The sequence below is a fragment of the Neisseria flava genome (genome assembly GCF_982712965.1).
The window spans coordinates 57,239-65,517 of sequence record NZ_CEXQBZ010000115.1 but is presented as its reverse complement, the minus strand read 5'-3'; the positions used below and the strand labels follow the sequence as shown (position 1 = coordinate 65,517).

The 8,279-nt window shown below is 55.1% G+C and carries 6 protein-coding genes; 5 read left to right on the top strand and 1 reads right to left on the bottom strand.

The features are described from left to right. Nucleotides 1–159: 159 nt before the first annotated feature. Both AC5M9B_RS07490 and recJ read left to right on the top strand, forming a co-directional pair. Nucleotides 160–435, top strand: a complete 276-nt coding sequence (locus tag AC5M9B_RS07490) for a DUF1289 domain-containing protein (RefSeq protein WP_101810438.1) — start codon at nucleotides 160–162, stop codon at nucleotides 433–435. 146 nt (nucleotides 436–581) lie between these two features. After that, entirely contained in the window at nucleotides 582–2,282 is a 1,701-nt protein-coding gene (gene recJ / locus AC5M9B_RS07485) for a single-stranded-DNA-specific exonuclease RecJ (RefSeq protein ID WP_487648459.1), read from the top strand. A gap of 80 nt (nucleotides 2,283–2,362) precedes the next feature. Here the strand turns inward: recJ and mltG are convergent, their stop codons facing one another. Further along, complete coding sequence (mltG, locus tag AC5M9B_RS07480; protein WP_487648460.1) at nucleotides 2,363–3,358, bottom strand: endolytic transglycosylase MltG; 996 nt, start codon at nucleotides 3,356–3,358, stop codon at nucleotides 2,363–2,365. Nucleotides 3,359–3,487: 129 nt separating this feature from the next. Here mltG and ampD point away from each other — a divergent pair, with 129 nt between their 5' ends. From ampD to ligA, 3 genes are all read left to right on the top strand, one after another. Next, the gene (gene ampD / locus AC5M9B_RS07475; protein WP_487648458.1) at nucleotides 3,488–4,060 is read left to right on the top strand and encodes a 1,6-anhydro-N-acetylmuramyl-L-alanine amidase AmpD; all 573 of its coding nucleotides are present in this window, start codon (nucleotides 3,488–3,490) and stop codon (nucleotides 4,058–4,060) included. A gap of 236 nt (nucleotides 4,061–4,296) precedes the next feature. Next, nucleotides 4,297–5,553 (top strand): cell division protein ZipA C-terminal FtsZ-binding domain-containing protein, encoded by a 1,257-nt coding sequence (locus AC5M9B_RS07470; RefSeq protein WP_472693762.1) that lies wholly within the window; start codon nucleotides 4,297–4,299, stop codon nucleotides 5,551–5,553. Between the two features lie 137 nt (nucleotides 5,554–5,690). Continuing rightward, nucleotides 5,691–8,162 (top strand): NAD-dependent DNA ligase LigA, encoded by a 2,472-nt coding sequence (ligA, locus tag AC5M9B_RS07465; protein WP_487648457.1) that lies wholly within the window; start codon nucleotides 5,691–5,693, stop codon nucleotides 8,160–8,162. Nucleotides 8,163–8,279 lie beyond the last annotated feature (117 nt).

The window sequence follows — 8,279 nt, the reverse complement described above, 5'->3', positions numbered from 1 at the left end:
GCCTCGCCTTGCCGTACTATCTGTACTGTCTGCGGCTTCGTCGCCTTGTCCTGATTTAAATTTAATCCACTATAAAAAATTTCCTGAACGACAACCATACATAGCCGAAACCTTACTCCTTGGCTATACTCTTTCAGACGACCTCTCAATACCCGCATCATGGAACAACCCGATTTCTTCCCCATCCCCAGCCCCTGCATCGGCGTATGCGAAGCCAACGAAAAAGGCTATTGCAAAGGTTGCCTGCGCAGCCGCGAAGAAAGGCATTTTTGGCAGCAAATGACGGACGACCAAAAGCACCAAGTCATGCGCCTGCTGCATATGCGCAAAACCAAAATCCGCAACAAAAAACTTGATTTGCTGAGACAACAGGACGAATGGGAAGAAATACAGCAGGACAATTTGTTTGACGACAACTTTGTTCCGGAAACTTAAAACGAGAAAAAGTTTCTCCCTGTCCTTCGCAATAAAAGGTCGTCTGAAACTAGGCAGCAGATTTTGGTTTGCTTTTAGGTTTTCAGACGACCTTTCCCGCCTTAAAATACATCCCCTCAAATACAACTATACCCCGTCCGCACACCATGCCCGTCAAAATCCAAACCCGCCCCGTCAACCAAAACGTCCTCGATGATTTGCTCACCGCCGGCGCCGACCCTTTAATAGCCCGCCTGTGCGCCTCGCGCGATGTGCAGAGTCCCGCCGAATTGGACGACAAACTCGCCGGCCTTCTGCCTTATCAATCGCTGACACATTGCGAAGCCGCCGCCCGTCGTCTGGCGGATGCCATCGAGCGCAAGGAGAAAATCCTGATTGTCGCCGACTATGATGCCGACGGCGCGACGGCGTGTTCCGTCGGCATGAGCGGTTTGGCGGCGATGGGAGCGGCGGTGGATTTCCTCGTACCCAACCGTTTCGAACACGGCTACGGCTTAACACCCGAACTCGCCGAAATCGCCGCCGCGCAAGGCGTGGATTTGCTGATTACGGTCGATAACGGCATCGCCAGCATCGCAGGCGTGGCGCGGGCGCAGGAATTGGGTTTGGACGTGATCGTAACCGACCACCACCTGCCCGCCGAAACCATACCCGACTGCATCATTGTCAATCCGAACCAAAAAGGCTGCGGCTTCCCCAGCAAAAGCTTGGCGGGCGTGGGCGTGATTTTTTATGTGTTAATGGCGTTGCGTGCCGAATTGCGCCGCCGCGATTATTTTTCAGACGACCTCAGAGAACCGAATCTGGGCGAACTTTTGGATTTGGTCGCACTCGGCACCGTCGCCGACGTCGTCCCCCTCGATCACAACAACCGTATCCTCGTGTCGCAAGGTTTGAAACGGATGCGCTCCGGCAAAATGCGTCCCGGCATCCGCGCCCTTTTTGAAGTGGCGCGGCGCGACTGGCGCAAAGCGCAGCCTTTCGACATGGGTTTCGCACTGGGTCCGCGCATTAATGCCGCCGGACGGCTCGATGATATGTCGGTCGGCATTGCCTGCCTGTTGGCGCGCGACGACGCAGAAGCGCAGGCATTGGCGGCGCAGTTGAACGACCTCAACATTGAACGCCGCGAAATCGAGCAGTCCATGTTGCAAGACGCGTTGAACGCCTTTCCCGAAAGTCTGCCTTCAGGTCAGACGACCCTGGTCGCCTACCGCGACGATTTTCATCAAGGCGTGGTCGGCATCGTCGCCAGCCGCCTCAAAGACCGCTTCTACCGCCCGACCATCGTGTTCGCCCCGGCGGACAACGGCGAAGTGCGCGGTTCGGGGCGTTCCATTCCCAACCTGCACCTGCGCGACGCGTTGGATTTGGTGTCCAAACGCCATCCCGATTTGATTTTGAAATTCGGCGGACACGCAATGGCGGCGGGCTTGAGCATACTCGAACACAACATTCCCGCGTTTCAAACCGCCTTTGAAGAAGCCGTGCGCGAAATGGTGTGCGAAGACGATTTGTCGCAAACCTTCATCACCGACGGCAGCTTGAAAGCCTGCGACATCACGCTGGAGCAGGCGCAAAACCTCGCCCGCCACGTTTGGGGACAAGGCTTCGCGCCACCAAGCTTTACCGACGAATTTCACGTCATCCGCCAGCAGCCTTTGGGCACGGAGGGCAAACACAAAAAAGTCTGGCTGCAAAAAGACGGCTACGAATTTGAAGCCATGTTTTGGCGGTGCAGCGAAGACATCCCCGAATACATCCGCACGGTTTACCGCCCTGTGGCAAACGAGTGGCGCAATCAGATGGAATTGCAGCTTTACATCGATTACTGGGAAGCAGCTTAAGGCTTGCGAAAGATAAAAGGTCGTCTGAAACCGAAGATCAGGTTTCAGACGACCTTTATGCTTTTGAAGCTTAGTTCGGATTATTTTTTCAAAATATATTTGCGTACGGCGGCATTGTGTTCTTCCAGATTATGGCTGAACTGACTCAAGCCGGTACCGTCCATTTTGGAAACGAAATAAAGGTATTTTTCATTCGACGGATGTGCGGCAGCTTCAAGGGCGGCTTTGCTCGGCAAGGCGATGGGCGTCGGGGTTAAACCGCTGCGGGTGTAGGTGTTATACGGCGTATCGCGCTGGAGGTCGGCTTTGCGGATTTTGCCTTTATACGCGCTGCCCATACCGTAAATCACGGTCGGATCGGTTTGCAGGCGCATGCCGATGTTGAGGCGGTTGACGAATACGGAAGCAACATGGGCGCGGTCGTCTTCGTGGGTGGTTTCTTTTTCAATCAGGCTCGCCATAATCAGCATTTCATACGGATTTTTGTAGGGCAATCCGCTTTGGCGATCTTCCCAAGCGTCGTTCAGACGACGTTGCATGGTTTGATAAGCGGTTTGGTAGATTTGCAAATCGCTGCTGCCTGCGTCGATTTCGTAGCTGTCGGGGAAAAACTGGCCTTCCGGGTTGCTGCTGAGCGCGTCGGGGGCAATCGCCTGCATGAGTTCCGCATCGCTCCAGCCGCGTGTTTTATGTTCGATGTCGGGCGTGTTGTCGATGATTTTACGCATGGTGGCAAAACGCGAACCTTCGACGATTTGAACCGTAACGGCATCGGGTCTGCCGTTGCGGATTTTCTGTAAAATGCCCCAGGCGGAAATGTTGGAAGGGAGGCGGTACGAGCCGGCGTTGAGTTTGTTGTGTGCGCCTATCAGGTAGGCGGCTGCGACCAGCACATGGCGGTTGTAAACGACTCCGTCTTCGGCAAGCGTACGGCTGACGGAAGAGATACCTTGGTTTTTGGCAATTTTGATGCGGTATGCTTTGCCGTTGTCTTTGGGAACGAACAGCAAGGCGGCGAACACGGCGGCAACGGCAACAAAAAATACCGCAAACCATTTCAACATTTTTTTCAGCATGGTAGGATTTTTGATTTGTGAACGTCGTGCGACAGTATAACCGAAATGCGCGCCTTCTTCCCTGCGCGCCCGCCCGACGTATGTTTTTTCCGCCTCAGTGGTCGTCTGAAATAAAGGGTCGTCTGAATTATGAATCTTCCGTCCGAATGCCAAGACATTGACTGGCAACAAGGCTGGTGGCAGCCTGCGCGCCGCGCGTTTTCGCCAAACTTCGAACCGCGGGCAGAATCAGAAAGCGTATCGCTGGTGGTTTTACACAATATTTCGCTGCCGCCTTTCGAATATGGGACGGGCGCGGTGGAAAAACTGTTTACCAACCGCATCAACTCCGATGAACATCCGTTTTTCAGCGTCATCCACACCTTGCGCGTTTCCAGCCATTTTCTGATTACCCGCGACGGCGAGGAGGTGCAGTTCGTTTCTTGCGACGATATGGCGTATCACGCGGGCGTGTCGTCGTTTCGCGGACGCGAAAAGTGCAATGCGTTTTCGGTCGGCATCGAATTGGAAGGCTGCGATTTCGAACCGTTTACCGAAGCGCAATATCAAAGTTTGGAAAAACTGCTGCAAGCGTTGGTCGGGCATTACCCCATCACTGCCGTTACCGGTCATCAGGACATCGCCCCCGACCGTAAAACCGACCCCGGCCACTTTTTCGACTGGCAAAGATTGCAGGCGGCAGGTTTTCCAGTTGTCCGTTAATCGCTCAAAAATGCCATATAGCATTTTTCAGACGACCCTGCCCCATTTTGAGCTATCATTCGCGGCATTTGCTGTCAGAAAAGTTTATTTTCGTTATAATCGAGCATCCATACGGGACAATCCGTGTCCGACTCCGACGAACTTACTTGTGGCAATACGATTCCGCATACCGCCCAAAGGCAAATCCGCCCGGGCAACGAAGACGGAATGCCGCTCTTACAAAAAAGTGATTACCCATGATTTTCATTGTCTTAGGCTTGGCAGTCATCCTTGCCGTCATCGCCTACAATATGTATCAAGAAAACCAATACCGCAAACAGGTACGCGAACAGTTCGGCCACTCCGACAAAGACGCGCTCCTGAACAGTAAAACCAGCCATGTGCGCGACGGCAAAGAATCCGGCGGCAAAGGCCTGTTCGTCAAAAAAGCGAACAAAGCCCAAGAAGCCGCGCTGCGCAACCTGCAAGAACAAGACGAAATCTTCGCCGCCAAAGCCAAGCTTGCCAAGCCTTCCACCATCAAAACCGATGTCGAGTTGGCGATTGAAGACGACTTCACCGACGAGCCGGTACAGCATACCGTCATCGGACTGAACAACGAAATCACCACCCAAGCCGCCAGCGATGAGCCGGTCAACCTGCCTTCCGCCGCCAACCAGCCTTTGGTCAGCTTGGACGAATTGTCCCAAGTCGAGCTGCCGTGGTTTGACCCGCGCTTCGACTACCTCGCTTACATCGCCCTTTCCGAAGCGCAAGAGCTGCACGCCCTGCCCCGCTTGTCCAACCGCCACCGCTTCCAAATCATCGGCTGCACCATGGACGACCGCTTCCAAGTTGCCGAACCGATTCCGAGCGTGTATTACCAAGGTTTCGTCGTCGGTCTGCAAGCGGTCAGCCGCAACGGTTTGGCAACCCAAGAAGAATTGCAACAGTTCAACCAACAAGTTGACACCTTCGCCCAACTGATGGGCGGCAAAGTCCTCCATACCGATTTGGCAGCGTTTACCGAAGTCGCGCAGGCATTAGACACCTTCTGCGCCCGCGTCGATCAAACCATCGCCATCCACTTGGTTTCACACAGCAACATCAGCGGCGTAGAACTGCGCGCTTCTGTTGAAAACCTCGGCTTCGTGTTGGGCGAAGACGGCGCATTCCACTACACCGGACAAACTGGCAGCCCGATGTTTGCCATCCACAGCCTTACCGGCGACGCATTTACCAATGCCCTTTTGGACAACCAGTCCTACAAAGGCTTCAGCATGTTGCTCGATATCCCGCACGCACCTGCCGGCGAAAAAACCTTCGACCTCTTCATGGACTTGGCGGTACGTCTCTCCGGTCAGTTGGGCTTAGATTTGGTCAACGACAAAATGGAAGAAGTTTCTACCCAATGGCTCAAAGACATTCGCAATTACGTCTTGGCACGTCAGGAAGAAATGGTCAAAGTCGGCATCAAACCCGGCAGCAAACAAGCCCTGCGCCTGTTCTCCTAAAATCGAATGTAATCAAAGCGGATATGTCGTTACGGCATATCCGCTTTTTTTCGGGTAAAATTCATTTGTTTTCAACCTATCATTTTTCAGACGACCTTTGCCCGTATCAGACAAAGGTCGTCTGAAAACCTTCCCTCATGAATCCGACCGCACAACACATCCGCCACCTCACCGACCTCCTAAACCGCTACGCCTACGAATACTACACCCTCGACGCGCCCAGCGTACCCGATGCCGAATACGACAAATTATTCCGCGAACTCGAAGCGTTGGAACGAAACCATCCCGAACTCAAACTGCCCGACAGTCCGACCCAGCGCGTCGGCGGCGAGCCTTTGGCGGGATTTGCCGAAGTGCGCCACGAAGTGCCGATGCTGTCGCTGACCAACGCCTTTTCCCCGCAAGATGAAAACGGCGTGTTCGACCATGCCGAAATGTACGCTTTCGACCAACGCGTGCGCGACGGTTTGGACGGCAGCAATCCCGAATACGTTATCGAACCCAAATTCGATGGCCTCGCCATCAGCCTGCTCTACCGCGACGGCGTATTGGTACAGGCTGCGACACGAGGCGACGGCACGACGGGCGAAGACGTTACCCAAAACGTCAAAACCGTATCTAATATCCCCCTGCGGCTGCACGGCGAAAATCCGCCCGAACTCATCGAAGTGCGCGGCGAAGTGCTGATGCTAAAAGCCGATTTCGCCGCCCTCAATAAAAGGCAAACCGAAAACGGGCAAAAACCCTTTGCCAATCCGCGCAACGCCGCCGCCGGCAGCCTGCGCCAACTCGATTCGCGCATCACTGCGCAGCGCAAACTGCACTTTTTCCCCTACTCCGTTGCCCGTCAGCAAGGCGGTTTCGAAGCTGAAGAACACATCCAAGAACTCGCCTATTTCCAAGAACTCGGTTTCAGTCTGCCTAACGGCAATTTCGGCTGTTTCAAAAATATCGACGAAGTATTGGCGTTTTACGAACAAATGCAGCAAAAACGCCCTGAGCTGCCCTACGAAATCGACGGCATGGTGGTCAAAGTCAACAGCTTGGCGCAACAACGCGAACTCGGCTTCATCTCCCGCGCGCCGCGCTGGGCGATTGCCCACAAATTCCCCGCCGAAGAAGCCTTGACCGTCGTCGAAGCGATTGACGTGCAAATCGGCAGGACGGGCGCGGTAACGCCGGTTGCCCGATTACAGCCCGTCTTCGTCGGCGGCGTAACCGTCACCAACGCCACCCTGCACAATCAGGACGAAGTATCGCGTAAAGACGTGCGCGTCGGCGATACCGTCGTCGTGCGCCGCGCCGGAGACGTGATTCCCGAAGTCGTGCGCGTGATTTTCGAACGCCGCCCGATGCAGGAAACCGCCGTTGCCGTTTCAGACGACCTCAAGCATCAGCAAGACGACCTGTTTGCCGAAACACCGTCCGCCAATCAAACCCAATCCGTTCCGCTCCACAAGCCCTACCGCCTGCCAACCCATTGCCCCATTTGCCGCAGCGAAATCGAACGCGAAGAAGGCGAAGCCGTCGCCCGATGCAGCGGCGGCATGCTGTGTCAGGCACAACGCGCGCAAGGCTTAATCCACTTCGCCTCACGCAAAGCCATGGACATCGACGGCCTCGGTCAAAAACAAATCGAGCAGCTGGTCGCCCAAGACCTCGTCCGCCACTTCGCCGACCTCTACCGCCTCGACATCCCGACCTTGCAAAAAATGAAGGAAACAGCGGATAAAGCGTCGTCTGAAAACGAAAACGGCGACGCCGAAACGGTTTCAGGCGACCTGTCTGAATCCAACACCCAAAACGGCAAAAAACAACCGACCAAGTGGGCGGAAAACATTCTCGCAGGCATAGAAGCCAGCAAAACGCCCGAACTCTCCCGCTTCCTGTTCGCGCTTGGCATCCGCCACGTCGGCGAACGCACCGCCAAAACGCTGGCGCAGGCATTCGGCTCGTTGGAACACATCCGCCGCGCACCCGAACCCATCCTTGCCTGCCTGCCCGACATCGGCACCGTCGTCGCCCGCTCCATCGCCCACTTCTTCGCCCAAGACGCGCAACAGGCGATGATAGACGAGCTGCTCGCTGCAGGCGTTGCCCCGCAAACCCAAGCCGTTACCATCCCGCCCGTCCGCCACGCCGAGCCGCAACGCTGGATTGCCCGCCTGCCCGGTTTCAAAATCAGCGAAAACAAAGCTCAAGCCTTATGGGAACTCGCTGGCAAAAGCATAGAGGGCCTGCAAACCGACAAAGCCCTCCCCGCCGACTGGCAAACATGGCGCAGCGAACCACAAAACGCCGCCCTGCTCGAAAACCTGAAAACTTTCTTCGCCCGAACGTCGTCTGAAAACCAAGAAGCAACGGTTTCAGACGACCTCAATGAAGCCGTAGCAGGCAAAACCTTCGTGTTAACCGGCACCCTGCCCACCCTCAAACGCGACCAAGCCCAAGCCTTGATCGAAGCTGCAGGCGGTAAAGTTTCCGGCAGCGTGTCCAAAAAAACCGACTACGTCGTCGCCGGAGAAGCCGCCGGCAGCAAGCTGGAAAAAGCCAATGCCTTGGGTGTGGCGGTTTTGAGCGAAGGGGAGCTTTTGGCGATGCTGTGCTGAATACCCGCCAAACATGCCGCAGATTAAACTAAGAAATCCCCGCATCGCAATTCCCCCATATGCGGAAACAACGGCATAGAATTGCTGACTCGAATTTATAAAATAAGGTCGTCTGAA

Coding starts and splice junctions, on each gene's coding strand:
- AC5M9B_RS07490 (WP_101810438.1), top strand. CDS start 160: ATGGAACAACCCGATTTCTTCCCCATCCCCAGCCCCTGCATCGGCGTA.
- recJ (WP_487648459.1), top strand. CDS start 582: ATGCCCGTCAAAATCCAAACCCGCCCCGTCAACCAAAACGTCCTCGAT.
- AC5M9B_RS07470 (WP_472693762.1), top strand. CDS start 4,297: ATGATTTTCATTGTCTTAGGCTTGGCAGTCATCCTTGCCGTCATCGCC.
- mltG (WP_487648460.1), bottom strand. CDS start 3,358: ATGCTGAAAAAAATGTTGAAATGGTTTGCGGTATTTTTTGTTGCCGTT.
- ampD (WP_487648458.1), top strand. CDS start 3,488: ATGAATCTTCCGTCCGAATGCCAAGACATTGACTGGCAACAAGGCTGG.
- ligA (WP_487648457.1), top strand. CDS start 5,691: ATGAATCCGACCGCACAACACATCCGCCACCTCACCGACCTCCTAAAC.